Source organism: Gordonia sp. YC-XJ4 (assembly GCF_059511865.1).
On the sequence record NZ_CM183447.1, the window covers coordinates 3,769,519 to 3,795,745 of the forward strand.

At 67.7% G+C, this 26,227-nt stretch carries 24 protein-coding genes; 9 read left to right on the plus strand and 15 right to left on the minus strand.

What is annotated here, in order from left to right; genetic code table 11:
- Positions 1–22: 22 nt before the first annotated feature.
- Positions 23–811, minus strand: coding sequence for an enoyl-CoA hydratase/isomerase family protein (locus AC5ZH6_RS16795; RefSeq protein WP_006367581.1), 789 nt, complete (start codon positions 809–811; stop codon positions 23–25).
- Complete coding sequence (locus AC5ZH6_RS16800; protein ID WP_288437619.1) at positions 804–1,799, minus strand: NAD-dependent epimerase/dehydratase family protein; 996 nt, start codon at positions 1,797–1,799, stop codon at positions 804–806. Before AC5ZH6_RS16800 ends, AC5ZH6_RS16795 begins: the two co-directional genes overlap by 8 nt.
- Positions 1,800–1,942: 143 nt before the next feature.
- On the opposite strand from AC5ZH6_RS16800, the gene AC5ZH6_RS16805 reads away from it, so the two are divergent.
- Positions 1,943–2,530: a TetR/AcrR family transcriptional regulator gene (locus AC5ZH6_RS16805; RefSeq protein ID WP_288337837.1), complete on the plus strand. Its 588-nt coding sequence runs from the start codon at positions 1,943–1,945 to the stop codon at positions 2,528–2,530.
- 23 nt (positions 2,531–2,553) lie between these two features.
- Complete coding sequence (gene ligD, locus AC5ZH6_RS16810; RefSeq protein WP_288337836.1) at positions 2,554–3,543, plus strand: non-homologous end-joining DNA ligase; 990 nt, start codon at positions 2,554–2,556, stop codon at positions 3,541–3,543.
- 44 nt (positions 3,544–3,587) lie between these two features.
- Here ligD and AC5ZH6_RS16815 read toward each other — a convergent pair whose 3' ends face one another.
- Positions 3,588–4,229 (minus strand): TetR/AcrR family transcriptional regulator C-terminal domain-containing protein, encoded by a 642-nt coding sequence (locus AC5ZH6_RS16815; RefSeq protein ID WP_020170746.1) that lies wholly within the window; start codon positions 4,227–4,229, stop codon positions 3,588–3,590.
- A 78-nt stretch (positions 4,230–4,307) separates the two neighbouring features.
- Between AC5ZH6_RS16815 and AC5ZH6_RS16820 the strand changes: the two genes are divergently transcribed.
- Complete coding sequence (locus tag AC5ZH6_RS16820) at positions 4,308–5,264, plus strand: quinone oxidoreductase family protein (RefSeq protein ID WP_288337835.1); 957 nt, start codon at positions 4,308–4,310, stop codon at positions 5,262–5,264.
- On the opposite strand, the gene AC5ZH6_RS16825 is transcribed toward AC5ZH6_RS16820, so the two are convergent.
- Complete coding sequence (locus AC5ZH6_RS16825) at positions 5,254–6,096, minus strand: NUDIX hydrolase (protein WP_079930311.1); 843 nt, start codon at positions 6,094–6,096, stop codon at positions 5,254–5,256. The two genes, AC5ZH6_RS16820 and AC5ZH6_RS16825, sit on opposite strands and share 11 nt — an antisense overlap.
- Before the next feature lie 118 nt (positions 6,097–6,214).
- A complete protein-coding gene (locus AC5ZH6_RS16830) occupies positions 6,215–7,081 on the minus strand; it encodes an ABC transporter ATP-binding protein (RefSeq protein WP_288337833.1) in 867 nt (288 codons plus the stop codon).
- Positions 7,082–7,259: 178 nt separating this feature from the next.
- Between AC5ZH6_RS16830 and AC5ZH6_RS16835 the strand changes: the two genes are divergently transcribed.
- Positions 7,260–8,249 (plus strand): LLM class flavin-dependent oxidoreductase, encoded by a 990-nt coding sequence (locus AC5ZH6_RS16835; RefSeq protein ID WP_288337832.1) that lies wholly within the window; start codon positions 7,260–7,262, stop codon positions 8,247–8,249.
- Positions 8,250–8,255: 6 nt separating this feature from the next.
- On the opposite strand, the gene AC5ZH6_RS16840 is transcribed toward AC5ZH6_RS16835, so the two are convergent.
- The 4 genes from AC5ZH6_RS16840 to ctaD form a co-directional block, all read right to left on the minus strand.
- Positions 8,256–8,732 (minus strand): cupin domain-containing protein, encoded by a 477-nt coding sequence (locus AC5ZH6_RS16840; protein WP_288337831.1) that lies wholly within the window; start codon positions 8,730–8,732, stop codon positions 8,256–8,258.
- The gene (locus tag AC5ZH6_RS16845) at positions 8,729–9,490 is read right to left on the minus strand and encodes a peptidyl-tRNA hydrolase (RefSeq protein WP_079930314.1); all 762 of its coding nucleotides are present in this window, start codon (positions 9,488–9,490) and stop codon (positions 8,729–8,731) included. The genes AC5ZH6_RS16840 and AC5ZH6_RS16845 overlap by 4 nt, the downstream gene beginning before the upstream one ends.
- Positions 9,487–10,704, minus strand: a complete 1,218-nt coding sequence (gene serB, locus AC5ZH6_RS16850) for a phosphoserine phosphatase SerB (protein WP_026920001.1) — start codon at positions 10,702–10,704, stop codon at positions 9,487–9,489. Before serB ends, AC5ZH6_RS16845 begins: the two co-directional genes overlap by 4 nt.
- 83 nt (positions 10,705–10,787) lie before the next feature.
- Entirely contained in the window at positions 10,788–12,557 is a 1,770-nt protein-coding gene (gene ctaD, locus AC5ZH6_RS16855) for an aa3-type cytochrome oxidase subunit I (RefSeq protein ID WP_026920000.1), read from the minus strand.
- 275 nt (positions 12,558–12,832) lie between these two features.
- Between ctaD and AC5ZH6_RS16860 the strand changes: the two genes are divergently transcribed.
- The 3 genes from AC5ZH6_RS16860 to AC5ZH6_RS16870 all read left to right on the plus strand — a co-directional run bounded on the left by AC5ZH6_RS16860 (position 12,833) and on the right by AC5ZH6_RS16870 (position 15,232).
- Entirely contained in the window at positions 12,833–13,873 is a 1,041-nt protein-coding gene (locus AC5ZH6_RS16860; protein WP_020170739.1) for an ABC transporter substrate-binding protein, read from the plus strand.
- A complete protein-coding gene (locus tag AC5ZH6_RS16865) occupies positions 13,860–14,633 on the plus strand; it encodes an isocitrate lyase/PEP mutase family protein (RefSeq protein WP_006367595.1) in 774 nt (257 codons plus the stop codon). Before AC5ZH6_RS16860 ends, AC5ZH6_RS16865 begins: the two co-directional genes overlap by 14 nt.
- A gap of 107 nt (positions 14,634–14,740) precedes the next feature.
- Positions 14,741–15,232: a beta-class carbonic anhydrase gene (locus tag AC5ZH6_RS16870; RefSeq protein ID WP_026919998.1), complete on the plus strand. Its 492-nt coding sequence runs from the start codon at positions 14,741–14,743 to the stop codon at positions 15,230–15,232.
- 33 nt (positions 15,233–15,265) lie between these two features.
- On the opposite strand, the gene AC5ZH6_RS16875 is transcribed toward AC5ZH6_RS16870, so the two are convergent.
- Complete coding sequence (locus tag AC5ZH6_RS16875) at positions 15,266–16,663, minus strand: DUF2252 domain-containing protein (protein WP_020170737.1); 1,398 nt, start codon at positions 16,661–16,663, stop codon at positions 15,266–15,268.
- A gap of 78 nt (positions 16,664–16,741) precedes the next feature.
- Between AC5ZH6_RS16875 and AC5ZH6_RS16880 the strand changes: the two genes are divergently transcribed.
- Entirely contained in the window at positions 16,742–19,711 is a 2,970-nt protein-coding gene (locus AC5ZH6_RS16880) for a DEAD/DEAH box helicase (protein ID WP_211544378.1), read from the plus strand.
- A gap of 25 nt (positions 19,712–19,736) precedes the next feature.
- Positions 19,737–20,540 (plus strand): hypothetical protein, encoded by an 804-nt coding sequence (locus tag AC5ZH6_RS16885; RefSeq protein ID WP_020170735.1) that lies wholly within the window; start codon positions 19,737–19,739, stop codon positions 20,538–20,540.
- A gap of 8 nt (positions 20,541–20,548) precedes the next feature.
- Here AC5ZH6_RS16885 and AC5ZH6_RS16890 read toward each other — a convergent pair whose 3' ends face one another.
- The 5 genes from AC5ZH6_RS16890 to nrdE form a co-directional block, all read right to left on the minus strand.
- The gene (locus tag AC5ZH6_RS16890) at positions 20,549–21,064 is read right to left on the minus strand and encodes a TrmH family RNA methyltransferase (protein ID WP_020170734.1); all 516 of its coding nucleotides are present in this window, start codon (positions 21,062–21,064) and stop codon (positions 20,549–20,551) included.
- 86 nt (positions 21,065–21,150) lie between these two features.
- Positions 21,151–22,122, minus strand: a complete 972-nt coding sequence (locus AC5ZH6_RS16895; RefSeq protein WP_020170733.1) for a hypothetical protein — start codon at positions 22,120–22,122, stop codon at positions 21,151–21,153.
- Between the two features lie 67 nt (positions 22,123–22,189).
- Positions 22,190–23,191, minus strand: a complete 1,002-nt coding sequence (gene nrdF / locus AC5ZH6_RS16900; RefSeq protein ID WP_006367603.1) for a class 1b ribonucleoside-diphosphate reductase subunit beta — start codon at positions 23,189–23,191, stop codon at positions 22,190–22,192.
- Positions 23,192–23,243: 52 nt separating this feature from the next.
- Positions 23,244–24,005: a maleylpyruvate isomerase family mycothiol-dependent enzyme gene (locus AC5ZH6_RS16905; RefSeq protein ID WP_231386643.1), complete on the minus strand. Its 762-nt coding sequence runs from the start codon at positions 24,003–24,005 to the stop codon at positions 23,244–23,246.
- 13 nt (positions 24,006–24,018) lie between these two features.
- Positions 24,019–26,226 (minus strand): class 1b ribonucleoside-diphosphate reductase subunit alpha, encoded by a 2,208-nt coding sequence (nrdE, locus tag AC5ZH6_RS16910; protein WP_020170732.1) that lies wholly within the window; start codon positions 26,224–26,226, stop codon positions 24,019–24,021.
- Position 26,227: the final 1 nt, after the last annotated feature.

Here is a 26,227-nt window from a genome sequence, read left to right on the forward strand (position 1 = left end):
TGTCCCTCTCCCTCTGCGCGGCTCACTTACCCGTGAACCGGGCCTTCCCCGGGCCGTTCTCCACGAACGACTCCATTCCGATCTTGCGGTCCTCGGTGGCGAAGAGCGCCGCGAACAGTTGTTCCTCGATCTTCAGCCCGGTCGCCAGGTCCACTCCCAGCCCCTGGTCGACGGCCTTCTTCCCGGCGGCCAGCGCCACCGATGCCGCGTTGGCGAACTGGCCGGCCCACGCCAGGGCCGCGTTGTAGACCTCATCGGGTGCCACGACCTCGTCGACGAGCCCGATCCGCAGCGCCTCGTCGGCGCCGACGAACCGGCCGGTGAAGATCATGTCCTTGGCCTTCGCCGGTCCGACGAGACGGGCCAAACGCTGCGTACCGCCACCACCGGGGATGACACCCAGCAGGACCTCGGGGACGCCGAGCTTCGCGTTGTCGCCGGCGATACGTCGGTCCGCGCCGAGCGCGACCTCCAAACCGCCGCCGAGCGCGTAACCGGTGATCGCGGCGACCGTGGGCTTGGGGATCTCCGAGATCGACCCCAACGCGCTCTGCAGGCGACCGGCGACCTTGGCCATCTCCGGATAGGTCATGTCGTTCATCTCTTTGATGTCGGCACCGGCGGCGAGCACCTTGGGACCGCCGTAGACGACGACGGCCTTGATGTCGTCACGGTCGGTGGCCTGTGCGGCCGCGGCGGCCAGCTCGGACTGGACCTGTCGGTTCAGCGCATTCATCGGTGGCCGGTTGAGCAGGATGGTGCCCACACCGGGATGGTCGTCGGAGGTCTCCAGGGTCACGAACTCAGCCATGGTCGAAGGCTACCGTCTGACGATCAGGCCGTTCGAGCCGTCCCTGTGCCGCGGCGGCGTCGGTGAGATCGGCCATCGTCACCGCACCACCCGCCGCACCGCCGGCGGCGAGTTCGGCGGCGAACGCGGTGAGTACACCGGTCGCCCACGACTGCCGGCGCCCACGAGCGGCCCGGCTGCGCCCGGTACGACGATTCTGCGCAACCACCAGCCATTCGTCCGAGCCCACGTGCGGAGCGCGGTCGAGGAGAATCCCGAGGGCGGGGACCCGACCGGCGAGTGCGAGCGCGCCGGTCGCACTCCGGCTGCTCAGTGCGAGGTGACTACGCACTCGGATTCCCCGGTCGGCGAGCAGGACATGGTCGGGGAAATCGGCCCGCAGGTAGCGCCGGCGCCGACCGCTGGGCTCCGCGATCCGACGGGACTGCCGAAGATTGACGATCCGGCGTCCCTCGGGCGGGTGATGAACCGGGGTACCGAGCAGCCCGGCGGTCCACTCGACAGCCGCCGCACCGTGGTGTTCCCCGGTACCCAACACGACTCCGAGGTCGACGTCATCGCCCGGCTCCGTGTCGAGCTCGGCGATCAGCAGGGTGCTGAGTCCGGGCACGAGACCCGCACCGGTCACGACCGTGCCCGCCGGCGCCTCCGACATGGTGGTCCCGCCGACGGCCTCGCGCACCGCCCGGCGCAGCGCGGCCAGATACGCCGAGGTCGCCGAGATCTCGACGACGGCCGGAGCACCGCAGCGCGCCAGCGCCGGCGTCTCCACCCCGGACGCATTGATCACCACGTCGTGCACCGCCGACAGGTGCGCCAACGTCCGGAGCCCCTCCGGCGCAGTCAAATCGAGTCGAGTCAGATCGAGCCCGATCAGATCATTTCCGGCGCCGCGCCCGGCCCGCGTCACCACATGCCCGCGTGAACGCAGCTCCTCGACCACCACCCGACCGACCGCACCGCGGGCACCCATCACCAACGCTCGCATCGCACTCTCCTCAGACCGGACCTCATCGGACCGACGCTCATCACCCGACCGAACAATGTCCAAACATCCGTTTGGAGATTGCAGCGTAACCCGACAACGCCCAGTTTCCAACCAATCGTTTGGACTTTCGGTATGGTTCGTTCGTGGCCTGGGACACCGAGACGACGCGACGCCGACTACTCGACGCCGGCACCCGGCAGTTCGCCGCATACGGCTTCGCCGGGGCACGCCTCGACGCAATCGGTCGCGACGCCGGGGTGAACAAGGAGCGGGTCTACCGCTACTTCGGCGACAAGCGCGGCCTGTTCACCGCGGTGCTGACCCGGGAATTGGCGAGCCTTCTCGAGGGGGTCGATCCCGCTGGCGCCGGCCCCGAGGCGATCGGCCGTTTCGCGGGAGCACTGTTCGACCGGTGCGCCGAGCGCCCGCACCTGCCCCGGCTCTTGGCCTACGAGAGCCTCGAACTCGACGCCGCGGTCGGCATCGACGCTCGAAACCCGATGTGCGCGAAGAACATCGCCGGATTCCGAGCGGTAGTGCCCGGCCTGGACCGCACCGGGGCCGAACAACTGCTCTTCAGCGTCATCTCGCTGGTCGTCGGCTGGTGGACGCTGAGCGCCCTGGTGCAGACACTGCCGGTGCGGCCCGACGACGCCGCGAGCAGACGCGCCGCTGTCGTCGCCCACGCCACCGCGATGGCAGACTGCACATCAGGGCGCGACGTCGGCTGACGCATGGCCCGAGAGGAGCGGCGATGGCCCCGTCGGCAGCGAGCGACGCAGGGGCACCGGTGATGCTCACCGTCGGCGAACGGACCATCCGACTGTCGAGCCCCGACCGCATCTATTTCTCCGAGCGCGGCGAGACCAAACTCGATCTCGCGCACTACTACCTCTCCGTCGGCGACGGCATCGTGCGCGCGCTGCTGGAGCGCCCGTGCATGCTGCACCGCTTTCCCAAAGGCGTGGATGGAAAGAAGGTGCACCAGAAGCGGATTCCGGCCGGAGCTCCCGACTGGGTGGAGACGACCGAGCTGTGGTTCCCCCGGTTCGGACGCACCGCCGACGAATTGTGCGTCACCGAACTGGGCAGCGTGATCTGGGCGGTGCAGATGTCGACGGTCGAGTTCCACCCGTGGAACTCCCGTCGTGCCGACCCCGAATCGCCCGACGAGTGGCGAATCGACCTCGACCCGATGCCCGACTGCGACTTCGCACGAATCCGCCGGGTCGCCGGCGTCGTCCACGAGGTCCTCGACGAACTCGGCATCCGCGGGTTCCCGAAGACCTCCGGCGGGCGCGGGCTGCACATCTACGTCCGGATCGTCCCGGAATGGGGGTTCCCCCAGGTTCGCCGTGCGGCACTGGCATTCGCGAAAGAGGTCGAGCGACGCTGTCCCGCGGACGTGACGACCACCTGGTGGCGCAAGGACCGTGACCCGTCGGCCGTGTTCGTCGATTACAACCAGAATGCCCGCGACCACACGATGGCCGCGGCGTACTCGGTGCGCGGCAACCCGCGGGCGACCGTGTCGGCGCCGGTGACCTGGGCCGAGATCGCCGACGTCGAGCCCGACGATTTCACCATCGCCACGATGCCTGCACGATTCGCCGAACTCGGTGACCTGCACGCCGAGATCGACGACGTCGCCCATCGCCTCGATCACCTCCTCGAGTGGGCCGATCGCGACGACGCCGCGGGCGGCACGACCGACGACACCGACATCGTCGACCTCGACGGGTAGAACTCCGCAAAGGGTGACACCACAGAGAGGACACCACAGACCGCTCAGAGTCCCACGCGCACACCGATTCCGGCGATGAGCGCCTCCAGCGCCCAGTCGAAGGTGTCAACCGGCAGTGTCGCCATCTCCTCGCTGAGCGCATATTGCAGGGGCTGCTCGTCGGGGTCGAGGCGGGCGCGTCGGGCCTCGGCGGTGATGCGATTCTCCCCCGGCACCGGATGCCGGTGCTGCTCTTCGATCACATACCCGGTGACCAACGCGTTGAGCGCCACCAGTGCTCGCTGCGCATCCAGCGGTGTCATGCCGGCGGCGGCCAGCACCCGGACCGGTTCTTCGAGTCGGCGCAGGGCATCGTCGTCGAGCAGCGTGGTTCCCGAGACCAACTTGGCCCCGTCACGGTAGGACAGCAGCGTCGTACGGATGCGATGTCCACTGGTCCGCAACAACTCTCGCCAGTCGGCGGCGGCCTCGTCGGGGATCGGCTCGTCGAGCAGTCGCCGCAGGATGCGCGTGGCCATCTCGTCGGTCAGCTCGGTCATGTCGCGGACGTGGTAGTAGAGCGCACCGGCGCGCACACCCAATCGGCCGGCCAGCGCCCGTGCCGTGATCCCGTCGAGGCCGGTCTCCGCGAGCTGCTCGAAGGCGGCGTCGACGATCGCATCCCGGCTCAGCGGCGTCCGTGCCACAGATCCCCCTTGACTCTTGAACAATGTTCAACCATCCTAACAGAGTCATGTTTTGAACACTGTTCAAAGGAGTGGTTCATGAAAGCAGCTCTCGTCACCGACCTCACCCACCCACCGGTGTATGCCGACCTCGACGCTCCCGTCGCCACCGACGGGTACGTCGAGGTGCAGATGCTCGCCGCCGGGGTGCATCAGATCGTGCGCTCCATCGCGGGCGGTGCGCACTACTCCTCGGGAGACAAACTCCCCTTCGTCGTCGGCGTCGACGGGGTGGCCGTACTCGACGGCCGCCGCGTCTACACCGGCGGATGCCCCGACCCATACGGCACCATCGCCGAACGGACGGTGGTGCCCGCGGGATTCGCGGTGCCGATCCCCGACGCGTTGTCGAGCGAGACCGCCGCCGCGGTCGTCAACCCCGCGATGTCGTCATGGATGCCGCTGGTGAAATCCGGTGTCCCTCAAGGAGGCACCGTCGCAGTTCTCGGAGCGACCGGCACCGCCGGTACTCTCGCCGTCCGGATCGCCCTGCACCTGGGCGCCGGTCGCGTCGTCGCGGTCGGCCGCAACGCCGCGGTGCTGGCCCGTCTCGCCGAAGACCCGCGGGTGCAGACGGTGTCGCTACTCGACGACGATCCCCGAGGGCGACTGGCGGCGGCGTTTGCCGAGGGGATCGACGTGATCCTCGATTACCTCTGGGGTCCGGTCGCCGAGATGACGCTGGAAGCCCTACGGGCGCACAGCCTCACCGGACGCCACTCCAGCGTGGACTACGTCCAGATCGGCGCACTGGCCGGCCGGTCGATCACCCTCGACGCCGCCATCCTGCGCGCGCGTCCGATCTCGATCTGGGGCTCGGGTGGTGGATCGATCGACCCGCGTCTGTTATTCGCCGAACTCCCCGCCCTGCTCGATCTCGCCGCCGCCGGTGGGCTCCCGATCGATGTCCGCACCGCGGCGCTCGCCGACGTCGAGCAGGCGTGGAACTCCCCCGAGCCCGGCCGGCTGGTCGTGACGATCGGGACTAGAGGGTGATGTCGGGTGGCAGCTGATCGCCGAGACCGGCAAAATAGTCGTCGGAACGGGTGAAAGCCAAGCCCGACAAGCCCTTTCCAGCGCTCACCACCGGTTCGATCGGCTCGATGGCGCGCTCGGCGTCGAGGAGATCGGCCACGGTCGCGTATCGGGCCACCTCCGTCAACTGCGCCCACGTCGGGGGCAGCAGGAAATGCTTGCCCGCCGACCACGCGTCGATCGCGTCCTGCGCACTCGCCCACCGGGTGACGTCGGCCTCGGTGGTCGAACCGTCCGGTTCCTGGCCGGGCGGGACGGCCGCCAGAAAGAAACGGGTGTCGTAGCGGCGCTTCTCGTTGACCGGGGTGATCCAGTGCGCCAGCGGCCGCAGCAGGTCGGCGCGCAACGTGAGGCCGTGGGCGCGGAGGAAACCGGCGAACGACAGGGATTTGTCGACGAGGGCGGCGCGGTCGTCACGCAACGTCGCGGGGTCGGGGAACTCCTCGCCCGACGAGGCGAGCAGCACGCCGCATTCCTCGAAGGTCTCGCGTACCGCGGCGCAGACCAGAGCCTGCGCGAGTTCGGTTGTGGTGGAGAACTGTTCGGCCCACCACTGCGGCGCGGGTCCGGTCCAGGCGAGGTCGGCGTCGCTGTCGCGGGGGTCGACCCCGCCGCCCGGGAACACCGTCATACCACCGGCGAACGCCATCTGCTTGACGCGGCGCTGCAGGAACACCTCGATCCCGCCACCGCTGTTGTCGCCACCGTCGCTGTTCTTGCCGCCATCGCGCACGAGCACCACGGTCGCCGCGTCACGTAACGGCGCGGCCTGCGGTGCCGACGTCCCTGCCATCGAAGACCTCCAACCCGTCCCGGCCGAGATGTGTGCCGGGACACCCGTCGACACTATCGCCGGGCCGCGGCACAACCGCATCCAGGGGCGGCCGATCCCGATCGACCGCAGCGACTCGTCAGCCGGCGGAACGTCGGTGTCCGCCGGCGCGGCGGGACCGGCGGGCGAAGAACCGGCCGTCGACCTTCGACAAGGTGATCTGCTGGCGGAACGCGGTCGACAGGTTCTTGCTCGTCAACACCTTGTTCAGCAGTCCCTGCTCCACCACGGCCCCCTCCGACAGGAGCATGGCGTGGGTGAATCCGGCGGGGATCTCCTCGACGTGGTGGGTGATGAGCACGATCGCCGGCGAGTCGGGGTCGGCGGCCAGCGCGGAGAGCCGTTCGACGAGCTCTTCACGCCCGCCGAGGTCGAGTCCGGCAGCCGGTTCGTCGAGCAACAGCAGTTCGGGGTCGGTCATCAACGCCCGGGCGATGAGGACCCTCTTGCGTTCACCCTCCGACAGGGTGCCGAAGGCCCGATCGGCGAGATGTTCGGCACCCATCGACTCCAGCGATTCGAGCGCCTGTGCCCGATCGACGTCGTCGTAGTTCTCCCGCCACCGGCCGATGACCGAATAGCCGGCGGAGATGACGACGTCGCTGACCACCTCGTCGTCGGGGATGCGGTCGGCCAGCGCCGCACTGGCCACGCCGATCCGCGTGGACAGTTCGCGGACCTCGACCTTGCCGAGTTGCTCGGCCAGCACGAAGGCGATACCGGAACTCGGGTGCAGTTCGGCGGCGGCCATGCGCAGCAGGGTGGTCTTGCCGGCGCCGTTGGGACCGAGGACGACCCAGCGCTCGTCGAGTTCGACCTGCCAGGTGACCGGACCGACCAGGGACGTTCCGCCGCGAACGACCGCGACGTCACGGAAATCGATCAACAGGTCGGGGTCGGAGGTGGGCTCGTCGGGCACGGGATCGCTGGCGGTCACGGACTCCATCGTGCCCTACTCACCGCGCCCGTGGGCACCATCATCGCGATGCGTGTCCGCCTGGCGCCGGGGTCCGCCGAGGACCTGCCGTGCCGGGCGCGGCGTCACCGGCCGATGTGTGCGCGAGACGACCAAAGTCGGGATCGGGCAAGGGAATAGCCGTCCGCCCGACGACCTTGATCAAGGTATGAGTGTGCCTCTTTCGATCCTCGACCTCGCCCAGGTGGGCACCGGAGAAACCGTGGGCCAATCGTTGGCCGCCTCGACCGACATGGCCATCCGCGCCGAGAAGTGGGGTTACGAACGGATCTGGTACGCCGAACACCACAACATGTCGTCGATCGCATCGTCGGCGCCTGCGGTGCTGATCTCCCATATCGCGGCCCGCACCTCCACGATCCGGCTCGGCTCCGGCGGGGTGATGCTGCCCAATCACGCGCCGTTGACGATCGCCGAGCAGTTCGGCACCCTCGGCGAGCTCTACCCCGGTCGCATCGATCTCGGGCTGGGCCGCGCCCCCGGTGGTGACCAGAACACGTTCGCGGCCCTGCGCCGCGACATGGCCGCCGCCGATCGCTTCCCGAACGACGTTCTCGAACTGCAGGGCTATCTCACCGGGCACTCGCGCGTGCTCGGGGTGAGTGCGACGCCGGGCAACGGTACCGACGTGCCGCTCTACATCCTCGGTTCGTCGCTCTTCGGTGCGCAGCTCGCCGCGGCGCTCGGCCTGCCCTATGGTTTCGCCTCGCATTTCGCGCCCGGCGCCCTCACCCAGGCGGTGCAGATCTATCGGGAGCAGTTCCGGCCGTCGGAGCAGCTCGCCGAGCCGTATGTGATCGCCGGGGCCTGCGTCATCGCCGACGAGGATCCGCAGCGCGCCCGCGACCAGCTCCACCAGGCCAAGCGGCATCGGGTGACCGCGCTCTTCGGCCGGGGCGGACGGAAGTTCACCGACGAGGAAACCGATGCAATCCTGTCGATGCCGCAGGGACGTCAGATCGACGAGATGCTCACGTATTCCGGCGTCGGCACCCCGGACGAGGTGCGGGAGTATCTCGACTGGTTCGCCGGACATGCCGACGCCGACGAGGTGATCGTCGCGTCGATCGCCCCCGACCGGCAGGTGTGGCTGCAGACGCTGGAGCACCTGGCGCCGGCGCGGGTCCCGGCGAGCTGAGCGCCGTCAGGCCAGCCGGAAGTCGGCGAAGTCGAATCCGGGTACGACGACGCAACTGACCAGCGCCGCTTCGTTTCCCACGGCACGCGCCCGCTGCCAGTGCCCCGGCGGCACGAGTACCTGCGGTCGGTGGCCGGCACCGATGTCGGGTCCGACCACGATCGTCTCGGTGTGCTCGATGCCGGTGGGCCCGACGCCGAGGGGCACAGCACCGTCACCGCCGAGATCGAGTTCCACCGGCGCACCGCGGTGAAACAGCCACATCTCCGCGCCGCGCACGGTGTGCCAGGCCGATTCTTCACCGGGTAACAGCACGAAATAGATCGCGGTGCCCGCGGCGCGGTCACCGTCGTATCCGGGCAGCGACGCGGCGGGCAGTGAGAGTTCGCTGCGCCACGTCTCGGCGTACCAGCCGCCCTCCGGATGAGGCGCCAGATTCAGCGGTAGCGCCCACTCCGGTAATGCCGCTTGATCTTTCGTCATTCGATTACCTCCGCGATCACGGTCACCGACCCCGGTGCGATCTCGGTGAAGCCCGCATCCCGAACGGCCACCGCCTCGCCGGCACGTTCTGCGGCGAGCAGCCGTGTCCAGGTGGAGTCGTCGGCGGCGCACACCATCAGCGGACACCCGGCCTCGCGCCAGTCGCGGGCGGTGGCCTCATCGAGGAGCTTCACCGCGAGCATGGCGCCGTGACCCACCTGGGCCGCCGACTTGCCGACCGTCATCTCCAGTCGTGGGTCCAGCCACAGACACACCCCGCGGCCGCCGGGCGCCGGTGGCAGTTCACCGCCGACCTCGGTGCCGCCGATCTGCAACCGGGAGATCCGCTTGTCGACGTCGCCGACCCGGCCGGGCACCAGGGCGCGGGCCTGCGCGCCGCCTTCGGTGGCGGTGAGGCCCCAGACCTCTTGCGCGGCAACCCACTGCGCACCGCGGGCGCGTCGCGCGATCTTGCGGATACGCGCGTCACACCAGGCGTCCATCGGCGCCGACCACGGACCGTCGCCACCGGATCGGTCGTCGAGGCACAGCAGCGCCACCGCACGGGCGGCGGCCACCAGCAGCTCGGTGCGGTCGGGGGGATCGGCCTTCTCGATGCGCAGCACCATCTGCATGGCGAGCACGTCGGCGGGATCCGGCGGGTCGTCGTGACCGCCGACATAAGCCGTCAGCCGACGGTGATCGTCCTCGAACGGATCGGGTACGACAGAGCCCGGGTCGGTCGATGTGTCGGTCATTCCAGCGGAACCCGGCGCAGCACCCCGTCGGCGGCGTCGGCGGCCTCGATCTCGTCGCGGGTGACGCCGAGAATGAACAGCACCGCGTCGAGGAACGGGTGGCTGAGCGCGGCGTCGGCGACCTCACGGAGTGCGGGCTTGGCGTTGAACGCGATACCGAGACCGGCCACCGACAGCATGTCGATGTCGTTGGCGCCGTCGCCCACGGCGATGGTCTGTTCCATCGGCACCCCGACCTGATCGGCGAACGACCGCAGCGCTCTGGCCTTGCCCGGCCGGTCGACGATCTCCCCGACGACCCGGCCGGTGAGGGTTCCGTCGACGACCTCGAGGGTGTTGGCCCGCACGAAATCGAGTTCCAGCTCATGGGCGAGACCGTCGATGACCTGCCGGAACCCGCCGGACACCACACCGCAGTGATAGCCCAGGCGGTGCAGCGTGCGAATCGTGGTGCGCGCTCCCGGCGTCAGCTCCAGCGACGAGGCGACGTCGTCGAGAACGCTCGCGTCGAGACCGGCGAGCGCGGCGACCCGTTGATGCAGGGACTGCGCGAAATCCAGTTCACCGCGCATCGCCGCCTCGGTCACCGCCGCGACCTCGGCCTCCCGACCGGCATGGGCGGCGAGCATCTCGATGACTTCGCCCTGGATGAGCGTCGAGTCCACATCGAAGACGATGAGTCGCTTGGCGCGTCGCGCGAGCCCCCCGCGTTCGACCGCGATGTCGATGCCGTAGCGGGTGGCCACCCGCGCAAGGCCCTTGCGCAGTGCGGCGTCGGCCGCGACGTCGTCGCGTCCACCGACGCTGACCATCAATTCCAGTCCGGTGAGCGGATAGTCGGCCACCCCGCGGATCGAGTCGATGTTGCCGCCCTGCCCGGCGAGTTCGGCTGCCACCGCGGAGAACGCGCGCGCGGTCACCGGGCTGCCGAGCAGCACCACGGCGTGTGTCGAGGGCTGATGGCCACCGGACTGTCCACCAACCTCGACGTGGACATCCATCCCGACCGAGCTCATCGCCTGCTCGACGACGTCCTGCACCTGCTCGGGGTCGGTGTCGCACGCGACGAGCACCCCGAGTGTCAGGCGATCATGGATGACGACCTGCTCGACGTCGAGCAGGGAAACCTGTTGTCCGGCAAGCGCACCCATGAGCACCGAGGTGACACCGGGCTTGTCGGGGCCGGTGACGGTGATCAGGAGGGTCGCCTTCACGACCGCACCCGGAGCGGTGTGAACCGATCCGGGTGCGGAAGTGGTGTGTGAATCCGGGGAGTCGCCCACCGCGCTGCGCCGCGTCAGTCGGCGGAGGACTCGTGGTCGCCGACGGTGAGCGGGTCGCGCCGGGCATGCTCGGCGCTTTCGCTGTCATGCCCGTGACCCGGGCCGACGTGCGCCTCGGCACGCATCCGGTCGATCATGTGCGGATAGTGCAGCTCGAAGGCCGGACGCTCCGAGCGGATGCGGGGCAGCTCGGTGAAGTTGTGGCGCGGCGGCGGGCAGCTCGTCGCCCACTCGAGCGAGTTGCCGAAGCCCCACGGATCGTCGACGGTCACGACCTCGCCGTAGCGGTAGCTCTTGAAGACGTTCCACAGGAACGGCAGCGTCGAGAGACCGAGGATGAACGCACCGGCCGTGGAGACCTCGTTGAGGGTGGTGAAGCCGTCCGACGGCAGGTAGTCGGCGTAGCGACGCGGCATGCCCTCGTTACCCAGCCAGTGCTGCACCAGGAACGTGGTGTGGAAGCCGATGAAGGTCAGCCAGAAGTGCCACTTGCCCAGGCGCTCGTCGAGCATGCGTCCGGTCATCTTGGGGAACCAGAAGTAGATGCCGGCGTAGGTCGCGAACACGATGGTGCCGAAGAGCACGTAGTGGAAGTGGGCGACGACGAAGTAGCTGTCGGACAGATGGAAGTCCAGCGGCGGGCTGGCGAGCAGCACACCGGTCAGACCACCGAAGAGGAAGGTCACGATGAAGCCGACGGAGAACAGCATCGGCGTCTCGAACGTCATGTGGCCCTTCCACATGGTGCCTATCCAGTTGAAGAACTTCACACCGGTCGGTACCGCGATCAGGAAGGTCATGAAGGAGAAGAACGGCAGCAGGACCGCGCCGGTGACGTACATGTGGTGGGCCCACACCGCGACGGACAGCGCGGCGATCGCCAGCGTCGCGTACACCAGGCCCGAGTAGCCGAACAGCGGCTTGCGGGAGAAGACCGGGAAGATCTCCGACACGATGCCGAAGAACGGCAGCGCGATGACGTACACCTCGGGGTGACCGAAGAACCAGAACAGGTGCTGCCAGAGGATCACACCACCGTTGGCCGGGTCGTAGAGGTGGGCACCGAATTGACGGTCGACCTCCAGGCCGAGCAGGGCCGCGGTCAGCAGCGGGAAGATCAGCAGGATCAGAATGGTGGTGACCAGGATGTTCCACGTGAAGATCGGCATCCGGAACATCGTCATGCCGGGCGCGCGCAGACACACGACTGTGGTCACCATGTTGACGCCACCGAGGATGGTGCCCAGACCGGAGACGCCGAGGCCCATGATCCACAGGTCGGCACCGACACCGGGCGAGTGGATCGCGTCGGTGAGCGGTGTGTAGGCGGTCCAGCCGAAGTCGGCCGCACCACCCGGGGTGATGAAGCCACCGATGGCGATCGTCGAACCGAACACGAACAGCCAGAAGCCGAAGGCGTTGAGTCGCGGGAAGGCGACGTCGGGGGCACCGATCTGCAGCGGCAACACGAAGTTGGCGAACCCGATCACGATCGGGGTCGCATACATCAGCAGCATCACCGTGCCGTGCATGGTGAACAGCTGGTTGAACTGCTCGGTCGACAGGAACTGCATGCCCGGATGCGCCAACTCCGCACGCATCAGCAGGGCCATCAGGCCACCGATGAGGAAGAAGGCGAAGCAGGCGACGATGTACATCATGCCGATCAACTTGTGATCGGTCGTGGTGATCAGCTTGTAGATGAACGAACCCTTGGGCTGATGGCGCTCCGGGTACGGACGTACTGGTGCCACTTGCGTGGTGGGCTGGTCTACCGCGGTCACAGATCCTCCTCTTGCCCGACCGGTCGGGATGCGATTTCCGCCGGTCGGCACATGAACAAACCGAGCGCTGGTTACCGATCCTAAACCCTTGCACCCACCCCGGCCGAGTGGGTCCTACGATCCGTCGTACTTGATTTTTCGGGAGCACCATCGGCGCAGGTCAGCTGCGACGCCGGAGCCGACGCGCCGGGCTCGCCGGACCGTCCTGCGACGCCATGCGGGACGGCGGCGACGAGCTCGGGTGGGCGAGGTTGTGGCCCTGCTAGGTTGGGCGGGTGCAGGGTGGCGGTGAGGACCGGGTCGTATGCGGATCCGGCGACGGTGTTCGGAGTCGGTCGAGCAGGCGCGGCGTGGTCGCCTCGGCACTGCTGGTGTGCGTCGCAACCGTGGTGCTCGGTGCCTGCTCCGACGATCAGCCGCTGCTGACCACCCCCGATGGCAAGACCATCTCCACCTCCACGACCCGCATCGCCGAGGTCAACGTCGTCTCCGCCGACCGTGACTACTCGCGCACCTGCCTGGCACCGACCACCGCCTCCGACCCGCGCACCGACCCCGCGCGCATCGTCGTCACCGACCCGGCGCTGCTCGATGATCTCTGTGCCCTCGGCATCGGCCCCAAGGTGACCGCCGTGACCGCGGCCCCCGGCACGATCCCCGCGTATCTCGGACCGCAGCTGACCTCGGTTCCGGCAATCGGCACCACCCCCGATCCGTCGGCGGTCCGCACCGCGGCCCCCGACATCGTGCTCACCACCCCGTCGACCGCCGGATCGGCGCAGGCCTTCGCCGGTACCAAGACCGCGGCCATCCCCGACGGCACCTGGCAGGAACGCTTCCAGGCGGTGGCCGACGCCCTCGGCCGCTCCGCCGACGGCACCCGCCTGCTGCAGGAATTCACCGACGAGGCCACCAAGACCGGTAAACGGATGGATGCCGCCCACAACCAGGTGTCGCTCGTCCGGTTCACCAAGGACTCCGAGATCATTGCCGGCACGGGCACTTTCGCCGGCCAGATCCTGACGATGATCGGCGTGCAGCGTCCCGCCCCGCAGCGCGGCGCCGACAGCTTCACCGTCACCGACAAGAACTTCACCGACGCCGACGCCGACCTCATCTACGTCTCCTTCGACGGCGACGGTGGCCTCGATCACGGCAAACAGGTCCTGCTCAGCGATCGCTGGCTCGACATGGGCGCGCCCACCTGGAAACGCGTCCTTTCGGTCAACGACGAGATCTGGTACAGCGGAACAGGTTTGGCGGCGGCATGGCTCGTGCTCAACGACGTGAAGGAATCGTTGAATGGCAATTCCTGAAGAAGCAACTCCTGACCTGGTGACCCTCGCCCGCACCCTGGCCGATCTGCACGTGCCCGGCAGCCCGGTCGTGCTGCCCACGGTCTGGGACGCGTGGTCGGCGGCCCTGGCCGCCGACGCCGGGTTCGCGGCGCTGACCGTCGGCTCCCATCCGGTCGCCGACTCGATCGGTCGCACCGACCACGAGGGCATGACTTTCGACGAACTACTGACCCGGGTCCGCCAGATCACCGACGCGGTGGACCTCCCGGTGTCGGTGGACGTCGAGTCGGGGTACGGCCGGTCGCCGGCGGAACTGATCGACGGACTACTCGACGCCGGAGCGGTGGGTCTGAACATCGAGGACACCGTGCACGCCGAGGGTGGACGTTTGCGCGCCGCAGGGGAGCACGCCGATCTCGTGGGCGCGCTGCGCGCCGCCGCCGACTCCGCGGGTGTCCCGGTCGTCATCAACGCACGCACCGACCTGTTCCTACGTGCCGACGGCGCCGAGACCGACCGCGTGGCTCGCGCGATCGAACGTCTCACGCTCTGTGCGCAGGCCGGGGCGAGCAGCCTCTACCCCGTCGGCCGACACACCGACGCGGTGCAGCGCGAGCTCACCTCGTCGTTACCGTTGCCGGTCAACGCGATCGCCGTGCCCGCCGAGGATTCGCTCACGCACCTGGCCGAGCTCGGCGTCGGACGGATCAGCTTCGGTCCGTTCTGGCAGGCCGATCTGGCCGCACGATCGAAGGACCTGCTGGCCCGCTGGCAGTGAGCGGCCGGAGGGGATCGGCGCGAACACATGCGCCGACGCCGATGTGTTCGGCCCGTCGTGATCGCAACCCTCGCGCACCGGGCGTGACCGCGCGCACCGTGGACAACATGACTGTCACCGACGAGTACCTCGCCAACAACGCCGAGTACGCCAAGACCTTCTCCGGTCCCCTGCCCCTGCCGCCGAGCCGCCACGTCGCGATCGTCGCCTGCATGGACGCCCGCCTCGACGTCTACCGGGCGCTGGGCATCAACGAGGGTGAGGCGCATGTCATCCGCAACGCCGGTGGCGTCGTCACCGACGACGAGATCCGGTCGTTGGCCATCAGCCAGCGACTGCTGGACACCACCGAGATCATCCTGATCCACCACACCGACTGCGGCATGCTCACGTTCACCGACGACGACTTCAAGCGCGACATCCAGAACGAGATCGGTCAGAAGCCGGCGTGGGCGGCCGAGTCCTTCCCCGACGTCGAGGAGGATGTGCGGCAATCGTTGGCGCGCATCCGCAACAGCCCGTTCGTCACCAAGACCAGTTCGCTGCGCGGATTCGTCTTCGACGTGGCCACCGGCACGCTGAACGAGGTCACCGACTGACGACTCCGGCCTCGTCGCCGAACCCCGCAGTACTCAGGGCCAGCCCGGCGCCGACGGAATCGACCCGTCGGCGACCGCGGCGGCCAATTGTGCGTGATCGCGTTCGGTCTGGTCGGCGTAGGCGTGCGCGAAACGCACCACCGATTCCTCGACCTTGTCGGAGGTGCCGAGGTAGTCGGCGATGGCACGGGCGTCTCCGCTACGGGCATGGGCCCGCGCGAGTACGTGGCCGCATGCGGCGGCGAACTGCGACAGCGCGCGCGACACGGTCGGACCGTCCGGGATGACCTTGCCATCGCGGAACTGTCGGACGTAGAACTCCCAGTCGCCGATCGTCGTCCAGCCCAGGAACATGTCCGAGGCGCTCTGGATCAGGCGCTGACCGTTGACGACCCGCTGACCGTGATGGTCGTAGGCGCTGGGCGCGACCACCTTCTCGTACACCGACGGCGCGGCCTGTTTGATCTGGAAGAACAGCGGGTCGCCGGTCTCGTGCTCCTCGGCGAGGTTCAGGAACACCCGCATCCCGACGCTGCCCACCCCGACGACCTGCTGCACGGCGTCGACGAGGTCGAAGCGGCGCAGCAGTGCCGCGACGTTCTCCGGCACCGACGCGTAGTACGCGACGATCACGTCGTTGAGGACGTCGGTGTAGTCGGCCAACGCGTGCACCCGATAGGGCGGCTCCTCCTTGATCATCCGGCGCCCGTCGACGAGGTGGGTGAGTTTCTTCGATGCTCCCCGGCTGGTCCGCTTCTGCGCCCGCTTCTCGATCACGCTGTCCAGGCGCGCCCCGTTGGCCGGGGTGGCGATGTAGCCGGTGAGTTCGTCGACCGAGAACTTCTCGGCCCACACATCGAGGATCGGCCACCCCGAGTAGGTGCGCATCCACGTGCGGTAGCCGCGGAATCCGGCGCGAACCGCCTCGGTGGCGGCCGCGTCGGCGACCTTGTTGTCCCGCGCCAGCACCACCAGGCTCGCCAGGAAGCGCAGCACATCCCATTCGAACGGGCCGGGCAGGGTCTCGTCGAAGTCGCGCAGATCGAAGGCCAGCGTTCGCTCCGGGGTGTTCCACAGCCCGAAGTTCAGGACGTGCGCGTCGCCGCAGAGCTGGACGGTGATGCCGGTGTTCGGCCGGGAACCGAAGTCGGCGGCCATCACCGCGGCGGCGCCGCGGTAGTAGGTCCACGGTGACGCCGCCATCCGGCCGTGGCGGATGGGGACGAGCCGCTGATCGCGCGTCTCGTTCTGCGCGAGGATGGTCTGCAGCGCATCGTGCCCGCGCGCCGACGGGTCCCAGTCTCCGAGGGCTCGGCGAGGCACGATCTTGCGTGCGGCCTTGCCCACCGAGTGTTCCTGACCGGAATAGACGGTGGGGCCGGAGGCGAGCGCCTCACCGTGGGTCTGCGGGGCGTCGTGGGTGCTGGTCATCCCTGAAGTCTCTCGCAGGTCGGCACCGCCGGCAGCCGTTTCGCGGTCGTGTCGGGGCCGCGAACTACCCTGAAGGCCATGGCATCGACCCTCGCGACGCGCTCCGGCGAGCCGTCGGCTCCGGGCGGGTCGGTGGCGGGATTGCATGCGCTGTGGCGCCCGGGTGTGGGGTTGGCGGTCTGGGAGGACGCCACCCGCACGGGTGAGCTCCCCGATCCTCTGCGATCGCTGTTGGCGGGCAAGCGTTTCCGCCGCCAGATCGACATCATCGACGACGCCGGCCGCCGCGACTTCGTCGCCACGATGACCCTGGGCACGGCTTCTGCCGTCTCGTTCCTCGATGCCACCCGATCGCTTCCCGTCGCCGGCGACATCGCCTGGTATCGGCATCTCGTCGACGGGGTCCGGCGCTTCGTCGGGGCCGGCGCGGTCGCCCCCACCCTGGCCGACATCGCCGGCGAGACGGTGTTCCGCTGGGCGCCGTTGCCGACCTCGGCGTGGCGTGCCTGGAGTGCGGTGATCACCGGCGGCGCGCCGGGCGCACTCGCCGACAACGGCGGCGCCGCCGCCCTGATGGACTTCGCGGCCGAGGTGGTCGATCACGAATGCCGTTGCCGGATCGATGCTTCCGCGTCACGACTGGGCGCGGCCAATCCCACCACGCCGCTGATCGCCGCGCTCGTGGGCGACGGCGCGGTACCGCCGGCCGCCACCCGCCCGGCGGCGACGTCGGCGTGGGCGGGCTGGGGCACGAGCGCCGCAGCCGACGAGGCCAGCCTGATCTTCCGGCTGCACGAACCCGACGACCCGGACTCGCCGATCGACGACCTCGGCCCCGACGACGACATCGACCGTGTGCGCACCGACCCCGACCGGTTGCGATGGCGCCTTGAGGTGTGCCGACGCTCGATCGACGGTCATGTGGCGCCGGTGTTGCCGGGTCGGCTCGATGCCACCGACCTCGACGAGGTGACCACCGAACTGGCCGCCGCGGTCCGGGCGTTTCCCGAACTACACCAAGCGGATCCGGATCGGACGAGTCTGGACTACCTGCTGCCCACCGAACTCGCCGAACGCCTGTTCACCACCGGCGCCGCCGCGCTGGCCGACGCCGGGTTCCCGGTCTTGTTGCCGCGCACCATCGCCGAGGTCCGGCCGAGTCTGACCATGCGGGCACGTCCGGTGGTGGGCGGCGGTGCGCCGGCACGCATGGTCGGGTTGCGGGAGATCCGGGAGTTCGAGTGGCGCCTGGCACTCGGCGACGGGCCGGATGCGATCACCCTCGGCGAAGCCGATCTGGACGAGTTATCCAGGCAGAAGGGCGATCTCGTCCGCATCCGCGGCGTGTGGGTGCGCGCCGAGGGCGCCCGGTTGAGCCGGGCGGCCGCCTATGTGAAATCCCAGCGCGCGCTGGCCGGTTCGGGCGCCGCACCCGACATGGGCGAGTTGCTCGGGTTGGTCGCCGGCGACACCGACTCCCTGCCGGTACCGGTGAGCGCAGTGCGCGGATTGGACTGGCTCGACGAGATCGCTGAGACCGGAGCCATACGCCCACAACCGATCCCGCCGCCCGAACTGTTGGCGGCCTCGCTGCGCCCGTATCAGCAGCGCGGCCTGGAGTGGTTGGCGCATCTGGCACGGCGCGGGATCGGTGGTGTCCTCGCCGACGACATGGGGCTGGGCAAGACGGTGCAGGTGATCGCGCTGCTCGCCCACGAAGCGCATACGGCAGACACCGCCACCCGCTCGCCGACGCTGATCGTGTGCCCGATGTCGGTGGTGGGCAACTGGTCTGCCGAACTCGCGCGGTTCGCGCCGAGCATGCCGGTGGCGGTCCATCACGGTCCCGATCGCGCGAAGGGCGCCGCGTTCGCGGCGGTCCACGGCAGCGCCGAGGTGGTGCTGACAACCTTCGCGATCGCCACCCGTGACCGCGAGTTGCTGGCGACGCACCCCTGGCGGCATCTCGTCGTCGATGAGGCCCAGCATGTCAAGAACGTGAGAACCGCAGCGGCCAAAGCACTCCGGTCGATTCCTGCCGATCACCGGATCGCCCTGACCGGCACCCCCGTCGAGAATCGGCTGGAGGATCTGCGCGCGGTGATCGACCTGGTCAATCCCGGTCTGCTGGGGTCGGCGTCGACCTTCCGTAATCGCTTCGCCGAGCCGATCGAACGCGACCGTGATCCCGACGCGCTCGCCCGCCTGGCCGCCTTGACCCGCCCGTTCATCCTCCGGCGCGAGAAGACCGACCCGTCGATCATCACCGACCTTCCGGAGAAGACCGAGATCACCGTGCGCGCCAATCTCACCGTCGAGCAGGCCGCGCTGTACCGCGCGGTCATCGACGATCTGATGGCGGCCCTGCGGGACAAACAGCAGCGCGCGTTGCGCCGGCGAACGGTGTTGGCGGCGTTGACGCGCCTCAAGCAGATCTGCAATCATCCCGCGCACTATCTGGCCGACGGCACACCGCTGGTCCGGCGGGGCGTCCACCGGTCGGGGAAGCTCGAACTGCTCGACGACATCGCGACGACACTGGTCGCCGAGGGCGATCAGGCCCTGCTGTTCACCCAGTTCGCGGCCTTCGGCGAGTTACTGTCGGCGTGGCTCACCGAGTTGTTGGGCACCGAGATCCCGCTGCTGCACGGAGGTCTGGCACGCGGCGACCGTGACCGGCTCGTCGACCGGTTCCAGCACGGCGACACCGGGACCCGACCGCCGATCCTGATTGCCACCCTCAAGGCCGGCGGCACCGGCCTGAATCTGACGGCGGCCAATCACGTGGTGCACGTTGACCGTTGGTGGAATCCGGCCGTCGAGGACCAGGCGACCGATCGCGCGTACCGGATCGGGCAACGGCAACGCGTGCACGTGCGACGCTTCGTGTGCGTCGGCACGCTCGAGGAACGCGTCGACGACCTCATCGCGAAGAAGCGCGAACTGTCGCGGTTGACGGTGTCGGCGGGCGAGAACTGGATGGGCGACCTCGGCAACGACGAACTCTTCGAACTGTTCCGGTTGCGCGAGGACGCGGTGAGCGAATGAGCGGCGCCCAGATGAGTGCACGCCGATGAGTGCACGGCGTGGCACGGTTCCGGTGCGCGGATATGCGCTGACTCCGTGGTCGCGGGCGTTGGTCGACGTAACCGAAGGCCGCTTCGCCGGCGACGGCACCGATGCGGCCGTCGACAGCCGCAAGATCACCAAGGCCCGTAGATACTTTCGCGATCGGCACGTGCATCGATTGACGATCGGTGCGGGGCGGGTCACCTCGTCGGTGGACGGCAGTCAGCTCGAACCGTTCGAGGTGACGATCGAGATCCGCACCGTCGACACCGCGACGGTGGCGACGCTGCTGCGTGCCGCCGATGGCGTGACCGAGGTGATGTCGCTCGCGCGTGGCGAGCAACCGCGAACCGTCGGTGAACTGGTGTTGCCCACCGAGAGCGCCGATATCGTCGGCGACTGCACGTGCCCCGACGACTCCGGGCGCTGCATCCACGTCTTGTCGACGATGTACGAGGTGGCCGTCGAGATCGACCGGAGCCCCACCACCCTGCTGTCGGTGATGGGGACGTCGCTGCCGGAGTTGCTCGACGCGATCGAGGAACTCGCGCCCGCCCGAGACTCCTCCCCGCAGGGTGACGGAGATCGGACCGGCGACGAGAGTGATTCCGCGCCACCGCGAATCGATTTCTACGGCACCGGCGCGACCGCTCCCCCACTCCCATCGCCGCCGCGGATGAATCCGCTGACCGACCTCGACGGCACCGCTCTGCGCACGGCATTGCGGGCCTCCGGCGTCGCCCCCGGCGACATCGCCGAGGCCGTCGACGAGTTGGGCGATCTCTACGACCGGATCGTCGAACCATGAGGGCGGTCTCACACCAATCCCGCGAGCTTGTAGGCGACGAGCGACCCGGACACCGCGACGTTCAAGCTCGCCCCGCGTCCCACCATCGGTATCTCGACGACGTCGTCGAGCACGTCGAGGACGGACTCGGGGATGCCCGTGCGTTCGTGCCCGAGCACCACCACGGTACGTCGCCGTGCGATCGGTAGGTCGGCCAGACGCGTTGCGCCCTCGGCCAATTCGACGCCGACGAGGTGAGCGCCGGCAGCGCGCTCACGCTCGAGCCACCGGACCGGGTTGCCGGTGCGATGAATACATGAGCGGCCCGGAACGGTGTTGCCCCGTCGCAAGGCCGGACCCACCCAGTCGTGCGGTGGCACCGCCATACAGGCGCCCACCGCATCACAGGTGCGCAGCAGGGTGCCCAGGTTGGCTCCGTGCTGGGCCCACAGCGGCGCCAGAATGAGGTGGCCCCAACAGGAATGGGAGCGGGCTCGTCGGGAACGTCGGAGTTCGTCCGCCCTGCGGACGCGAACGCCGGCCATCAGCTCAGGTGAGGCGCAGCGCCCCTTTCGGTGATCGACATGGCGACCATGCTAGCCGACCGCGGGCGCCGAGTACGAAGGGACGCTCACTTGACGGCGCGTTGGTCGGCGATCTGCACATGCGGTGCGAGTTGTCGCAGCAGCGGCAGGAGATGCTCGACGGGCGGCTGATAGCTCGCCTCGTAGGTGGGTCGGAGCCGCAGCTCTTGTCCCTTCTGGTCCACCATATTCGTGACGACCACGAGCTTCGGTGTCCGCGACGTACTCTTTCCCATTCCGGAGCTGCCGCTGGTCGTGTGCAGATCGATGACCGCGATGACACCGGTGACCGACGTCCACGGCACGAACTTGTCGTCGGCGCCGACTCCGTTTCGGTCGAAGTACATCTTCTCCTTACCGCGCCGCGTGGTCACGGCGACCCGTCCGGTCGCTGCCAACTGCCGGGCAAGCTCCTGCTGTGCGGTGGGGTCGACGACGTAATCGCTGACGTTCAGCGTGGTCCAGAATTCGACGTGCGGCGCCAAAGCCCTTACTGCACTGCGGAACTCGTCGAAGTTCTCCGAGTTGAAGTGATGCAGGGTCGTTCCGTACTGCAGGGGTCGCCCGTTCTTGTTCGCCGCGCGCGAGGTGACGACAAGCGACGTCTCCCGTCGCCGTGTCGCGTGCGTCTGATGCGGATCGTTCTTTCTGTAGGTGATCTGGCCGCTCACGAATTCCAGGGCACGGATCTGATCCCAGGGCAGCTGAAAGGCCGGCGCCCAAATCCCTTCCGGGCCAGCGGTGACCTGAGGTTTGCCGATGACCGATCGTGCTTGCCACAGAGTCAGCAGAACCAGACCACTCGCGACCACACCGAAGGTGCCGAAGCAGTTCGCGGCGACCGTAGCACGCATGGCCGCACAGAGCGCCATGGCCACGAACGCCGCCACCACGATCGCACCGTTTACCCAAAACGAGGTCCAGCTCTTGGGTGCGGCGCCCACGACGCTCACCGTCGCAGGCGTGACCGGGCCCTTGCGGTGGTCGATCTTGCGGTAGTCGATCTTGTCGTCACTCATGACAGTCCCCCCAATATCCTTCGTCTTCATTTCCCCCGCTACACCCGGTCGGGCGGGTGCTCCTACCTCAGAAGTCCCAGTCCTCGTCCTCGGTGTTGACCGCCTTGCCGATGACGTACGAGCTACCGGAGCCGGAGAAGAAGTCATGGTTCTCGTCGGCGTTGGGTGAAAGCGCCGACAGGATCGCCGGGTTCACGTCGGTCTCGTCCTTCGGGAACATCGCCTCGTAGCCGAGGTTCATCAACGCCTTGTTCGCGTTGTAGCGCAAGAACTTCTTGACGTCCTCGGTCAGGCCGACCTCGTCGTAGAGCGCCTCGGTGTAATCGGACTCGTTGTCATAGAGCTCGAAGAGCAACTCGAAGGTGTAGTCCTTGAGTTCCTGACGACGCTCGGCGGTCTGCACCTCCAGACCCCGCTGGTACTTGTAGCCGATGTAGTAGCCGTGCACCGCCTCGTCGCGGATGATCAGGCGGATGAGGTCGGCGGTGTTGGTGAGCTTGGCGCGCGAGGACCAGTACATCGGCAGGTAGAAGCCGGAGTAGAAGAGGAATGACTCGAGCAGGGTCGAGGCCACCTTGCGCTTGAGCGGGTCCTCGCCACGGTAGTAATCCATGACGATCTGGGCCTTGCGCTGCAGGTGCTCGTTCTCCTCCGACCAGCGGAACGCCTCGTCGATCTCCTTGGTCGAGCACAGCGTGGAGAAGATCGAGCTGTAGCTCTTGGCGTGCACCGACTCCATGAACGCGATGTTGGTGAGCACCGCCTCTTCGTGCGGGGTGGACGCATCCGGGATGAGTGAGACCGCACCGACAGTGCCCTGGATGGTGTCGAGCAGCGTCAGACCGGTGAACACCCGCATCGTCAGCTGCTTCTCGTACTCGGTGAGCGTGTTCCACGACGGGATGTCGTTGGACACCGGCACCTTCTCCGGCAACCAGAAGTTGCCGGTGAGACGATCCCACACCTCGGCGTCCTTCTCGTCGGGGACGCGGTTCCAGTTGATCGCAGAGACGCGGCTCACCAGCTTGATGGGTGCGCCGTCGGCCGGGCTGTGGGTGCCTGCGGTCATGATGATCATCTCCTCATGGATGCGGATGCGGGTTCTACGGTATCGGTGGCGGTCAGGTGACGTGGATGAGGTCGAGGAGTTCGGCGGCGACGCCGGCGTCCCCAACCGTGTCGACGGCCGACAGCGGTCGGCGATGCCAGAGCGTGAGCAACAAGTCGAAAGCCGAACCGCGCAGCGCCACATCTGCTTTCATGTGCTCTCGCGACCACGTCAGCCCGTCCGCGGACAGCTCGACCAGCCATTCGCCGACCGGCTCGTCATGGGTGTGGATATGCAGTGTTGCTCCGTGCAGGTGCTGCGGAACGCCGCCGGACCGGGACAGGAATCGGGGGGCGAAGACCTCGAGCCACTCCTCGATCCCGTCGGCAGAGAGCTCGGCGTCGACCGCCTTCTGCGTGCCCGGTCGGATGGCGGACTCCAGATCCCATCGGTGAACGGTGAGTTCGTGCGCCTGCCTGCGCGCCCACCACCCGACGGTGCGCTCACCGACGAAGGTCGGTGCCGCGGTGTCGGGATCCCGGGTACCGAGGGCCTCGACGAGCCCGCGGAGCCCACCTCGATACCAGTCGGTCAGCTCCTCGGCCGGAGGAGTCGGGAAGTCGGCGTAGGACTGCACCGAATCGTCGCCGACGATCCGTGCTTTCGCCCACCGGTGCACGGCGCCGACATGGGAGATCAGGTCGGCGGCCGTCCACTCGGGACAACTCGGTACCGGCACACCGAGATCGTCGGTGCTGGTGGCGGCGATCATCGCACCGTGGGTGGTGATCGCCGCCATCCATTGCTCGAAGCTCATCGCGGGAGTCGGACTCATCGTTGCCCGAGGCTCACAACATGCAGCTGACGCAGTTTTCCACTTCGGTCCCCTCGAGGGCCATCTGGCGCAACCGGATGTAGTAGAGGGTCTTGATTCCCTTGCGCCACGCGTAGATCTGCGCCTTGTTGACGTCGCGGGTGGTCGCGGTGTCCTTGAAGAACAGCGTCAGGCTCAGGCCTTGGTCGACGTGCTGGGTCGCCGCGGCGTAGGTGTCGATGATCTTCTCGTAGCCGATCTCATAGGCGTCCTGGTAATACTCGAGGTTGTCGTTGGACATGTAGGGCGCCGGGTAGTAGACACGACCGATCTTGCCTTCCTTGCGGATCTCGATCTTGGCCGCCACCGGGTGAATCGAACTCGTCGAGTGATTGATGTAGCTGATCGAGCCGGTCGGCGGGACCGCCTGCAGGTTCTGGTTGTAGATGCCATCACGCTGCACCGCCGCCTTGAGTTCACGCCAGTCGTCGCGGGTCGGGATGGTGATCTCGGCCTGCGCGAACAACTCCGCCACCCGATCGGTCTTCGGCAGCCACTCCTGATCGGTGTACTTGTCGAAGAACTCACCGCTGGCGTACTTCGAGCGCTCGAACCCGGCGAACGCCTTACCCCGTTCGCGCGCAATGGCATTCGATGCGCGCAAGGCGTGATAGAGCACGGTGTAGAAGTAGATGTTGGTGAAGTCGATACCCTCGTCGCTGCCGTAGAAGATGCGCTCACGGGCAAGGTAGCCGTGCAGGTTCATCTGCCCGAGACCGATCGCGTGGGACTCGTTGTTGCCGTGCTCGATCGACGGCACCGAGGTGATCGAGGTCTGGTCACTGACGGCGGTCAACCCACGGATCGCGGTCTCGATGGTCTGCCCGATGTCGGGCGAGTCCATGGTCTTGGCGATGTTGAGCGAGCCGAGGTTGCACGAGATGTCCTTGCCCACATGCGCATAGGAGAGGTCATCGTTGAACGTCGAGGGCGTCGAGACCTGCAGGATCTCCGAGCACAGGTTGGAGTGGGTGATCTTGCCGTCGATCGGATTGGCCCGGTTCACCGTGTCCTCGAACATGATGTAGGGGTAACCCGACTCGAACTGCAGCTCGGCGAGGGTCTGGAAGAACTCGCGCGCCTTGATCTTGGTCTTGCGAATCCGCTTGTCCTCGACCATTTCGTGGTACTTGTCGGTCACGTTGACGTCGGCGAACGGCACCCCGTAGACACGCTCGACGTCGTACGGGCTGAACAGGTACATGTCGTCGTTGTTCTTGGCGAGCTGGAAGGTGATGTCGGGGATCACCACGCCGAGGCTCAGCGTCTTGATACGGATCTTCTCATCCGCGTTCTCCCGCTTGGTGTCGAGGAAGCGGTAGATGTCGGGGTGGTGGGCGTGCAGATACACCGCACCGGCCCCCTGACGGGCACCGAGCTGATTGGCGTAGGAGAACGAATCCTCGAGCAGCTTCATGATCGGGATGACACCCGAGGACTGGTTCTCGATCTTCTTGATCGGCGCACCGTGCTCACGGATGTTGGACAGCAGCAACGCCACCCCACCACCGCGCTTGGACAGCTGCAGAGCCGAATTGATCGACCGCCCAATGGATTCCATGTTGTCTTCGATACGAAGAAGGAAGCAACTGACCGGCTCGCCGCGCTGCTTCTTACCGGAGTTGAGGAAGGTCGGCGTGGCCGGCTGGAAGCGACCCTCCATGATCTCGTCGACGAGATTACGGGCCAGCGCGGTGTCACCGTCGGCCAGCGTCAGCGCGACCATGCAGACACGATCCTCGAACCGCTCGAGATAGCGTTTGCCGTCGAAGGTCTTGAGGGTGTAGCTCGTGTAGTACTTGAACGCACCGAGGAAGGTCGGGAAGCGGAACTTCTTGCCGTAGGCATGCCCGAAGAGGAGTTTGACGAACTCGCGGTCGTACCGGGCGAGGACCTCGGGCTCGTAATAGTTCTCCTCGACGAGATAATCGAGCTTCTCGTCGAGGTCGTGGAAGAAGACGGTGTTCTGGTTGACGTGCTGCAGGAAGTATTGGTGCGCGGCCTCGCGGTCCTTCTCGAACTGGATCCTGCCGTCGCGGTCGTACAGGTTGAGCATCGCGTTGAGGGCGTGGTAATCGAGCTCTCCCGGGTCGTGACCCGCCGGCGAGGCGTGCACACCCGACTTGCTGGCCGAGGTGGTGGTGTCGGTGGTCACGTCGGAGACGGATGCGGTGGGCGACACG

Excerpts from the sequence above, each read along its gene's own strand:
- AC5ZH6_RS16875 (WP_020170737.1), bottom strand. The coding sequence starts at position 16,663 with ATGACCAGCACCCACGACGCCCCGCAGACCCACGGTGAGGCGCTCGCC.
- AC5ZH6_RS16845 (WP_079930314.1), bottom strand. The coding sequence starts at position 9,490 with ATGACCGACACATCGACCGACCCGGGCTCTGTCGTACCCGATCCGTTC.
- AC5ZH6_RS16890 (WP_020170734.1), bottom strand. The coding sequence starts at position 21,064 with ATGGCCGGCGTTCGCGTCCGCAGGGCGGACGAACTCCGACGTTCCCGA.
- AC5ZH6_RS16885 (WP_020170735.1), top strand. The coding sequence starts at position 19,737 with ATGAGTGCACGGCGTGGCACGGTTCCGGTGCGCGGATATGCGCTGACT.
- AC5ZH6_RS16905 (WP_231386643.1), bottom strand. The coding sequence starts at position 24,005 with ATGAGTCCGACTCCCGCGATGAGCTTCGAGCAATGGATGGCGGCGATC.
- AC5ZH6_RS16895 (WP_020170733.1), bottom strand. The coding sequence starts at position 22,122 with ATGAGTGACGACAAGATCGACTACCGCAAGATCGACCACCGCAAGGGC.
- AC5ZH6_RS16820 (WP_288337835.1), top strand. The coding sequence starts at position 4,308 with ATGAAAGCAGCTCTCGTCACCGACCTCACCCACCCACCGGTGTATGCC.
- AC5ZH6_RS16865 (WP_006367595.1), top strand. The coding sequence starts at position 13,860 with ATGGCAATTCCTGAAGAAGCAACTCCTGACCTGGTGACCCTCGCCCGC.
- ligD (WP_288337836.1), top strand. The coding sequence starts at position 2,554 with ATGGCCCCGTCGGCAGCGAGCGACGCAGGGGCACCGGTGATGCTCACC.
- AC5ZH6_RS16830 (WP_288337833.1), bottom strand. The coding sequence starts at position 7,081 with ATGGAGTCCGTGACCGCCAGCGATCCCGTGCCCGACGAGCCCACCTCC.
- AC5ZH6_RS16800 (WP_288437619.1), bottom strand. The coding sequence starts at position 1,799 with ATGCGAGCGTTGGTGATGGGTGCCCGCGGTGCGGTCGGTCGGGTGGTG.
- AC5ZH6_RS16825 (WP_079930311.1), bottom strand. The coding sequence starts at position 6,096 with ATGGCAGGGACGTCGGCACCGCAGGCCGCGCCGTTACGTGACGCGGCG.
- AC5ZH6_RS16840 (WP_288337831.1), bottom strand. The coding sequence starts at position 8,732 with ATGACGAAAGATCAAGCGGCATTACCGGAGTGGGCGCTACCGCTGAAT.
- AC5ZH6_RS16795 (WP_006367581.1), bottom strand. The coding sequence starts at position 811 with ATGGCTGAGTTCGTGACCCTGGAGACCTCCGACGACCATCCCGGTGTG.
- AC5ZH6_RS16835 (WP_288337832.1), top strand. The coding sequence starts at position 7,260 with ATGAGTGTGCCTCTTTCGATCCTCGACCTCGCCCAGGTGGGCACCGGA.
- AC5ZH6_RS16870 (WP_026919998.1), top strand. The coding sequence starts at position 14,741 with ATGACTGTCACCGACGAGTACCTCGCCAACAACGCCGAGTACGCCAAG.
- nrdF (WP_006367603.1), bottom strand. The coding sequence starts at position 23,191 with ATGACCGCAGGCACCCACAGCCCGGCCGACGGCGCACCCATCAAGCTG.
- AC5ZH6_RS16880 (WP_211544378.1), top strand. The coding sequence starts at position 16,742 with ATGGCATCGACCCTCGCGACGCGCTCCGGCGAGCCGTCGGCTCCGGGC.